Annotated in this window: 1 protein-coding gene; it reads right to left on the bottom strand. The window is 63.2% G+C overall.

The window, feature by feature from the left end:
* Positions 1-850: 850 nt before the first annotated feature.
* Complete coding sequence (locus tag ACSHWJ_RS15905) at positions 851-1345, bottom strand: hypothetical protein (RefSeq protein ID WP_010962123.1); 495 nt, start codon at positions 1343-1345, stop codon at positions 851-853.
* Positions 1346-1446: the final 101 nt, after the last annotated feature.

The raw sequence follows: 1446 nt of genomic DNA, 5'->3' as shown, positions 1-1446 counted from the left end.
AGCTTGTAGCCCTTGTGCTGGAGGTAGGCGATCGCGGCCTTGGGCTCGAGATTGAAAATCGCCTTGAGGTCGGCGGCGGGCAGGGTCATCGCACGATTGCCCGCGTCGCATAGCGATAGGTGATTCGTATCTGCCCCCGCGCACCTGGACCGCCACTGGCCGCGTGGGTGCCGCCAACGTTTGCGCCGGACTGGCCGCCGCCGCCGCCAGGAGCGCCCCCGGCGGCTCCGCTGGCCGGGGATCCAAAGGTCGTCCCGTTACCCCCGCCGCCACCGCCACCACCATCGGCAATGCTATCGCCAGCAGAACCAGCCGTCCCACCGCTCCCCGCGCTTGGGGAGTTACCACCGTTGCCGCCTGTTGATCCCGAGGTAGGCGTGTTACCGTCGCCGCCGGCGCCGAACGGAGACGCCGAGGCGCCGCCGCCTGAACCACCCATGCCAAAGCCGGGCCTGTAGCCGCCATTGCCGCCGGAATATTTGACATCGCCGACGCAGCCAGAGGCTTGTCCGCCTTGACCCCCGACGGTGCCGGTGGATTTGGCGCCGCTCTTGGCCAGACAGCCGTCCGACGTGGCGGCGGGGGCCGAGTTTGACGTCTTGGAAAACCAGCAATCTGCTGGACTACCCCCGGAAATTGCCGTCGTTCCAGGGATTTGGAGATAGCAGGTCTGATTCGGTATGACGGCCAGATTGATCGTTTTCGAATACGCGCCGCCGCCGCCGGACCCAATGTTGTTGCCGTTGTTCCCCGGTGCGCCGCCGCCCCAGCATTCGACCGAGTCCAGCATCGCGACGCCATGCGGAACGGTCCAGGTCGTGCCACTCGTCAGGATAACCGTAGGCATGCGTCAGCCTGCCACGAGCGTGACCTGAAGCGCGATCACCGAGCCGGCAATCGCCGTGGTCTCCAGCCATACCCAGTTCCCGGCCGGGACGGTGTCATTGTCAAAGCTGGTGCTGTATAAGGTCATCCCCGTGGTGGTGTTCGTGCATGTCACTCCGCCGACAACCATTTCAGTGCCGGAAGCCAGACTGGTTCCATATTTGATCGTGAACGTGACCGACGGCGTGCCGCTTCCCACGAGCACCGCCTTCAAATAGCCAACTGGAAAATACGTTGGCGTGTAAAACAACGGCACGACATCGACACCGGTCGGGTACAAGAGCGTTACCACACGGGGCGCGAGCGTTCCCACCTCGACCACCTTGTTGTCGCTGGCTGACCTTTTCAGAAAGAGCTTGCCCTCAAAGGTATTGATCGCCAGCTCTCCGTCCTCCAGCTGCTCGGGGGCGGGAATATTGCCCCAGGTGGCATTGCGCTTGTGCTGAATTTTGTTGGACATCAGAACGTACCGCCATCAATCGTAGAGGCGTTGTTCAGATAGTCGCTGCCCGCCGTTGCCGCGACCAGCGCGGTGCCGGATTTCTTGAAGATCGCGCCATC

The organism is Methylococcus sp. S1M (assembly GCF_051295855.1).
In the GTDB taxonomy this organism is placed as follows: domain Bacteria; phylum Pseudomonadota; class Gammaproteobacteria; order Methylococcales; family Methylococcaceae; genus Methylococcus; species Methylococcus capsulatus.
This window is presented reverse-complemented; position numbering and strand designations above follow the sequence as displayed.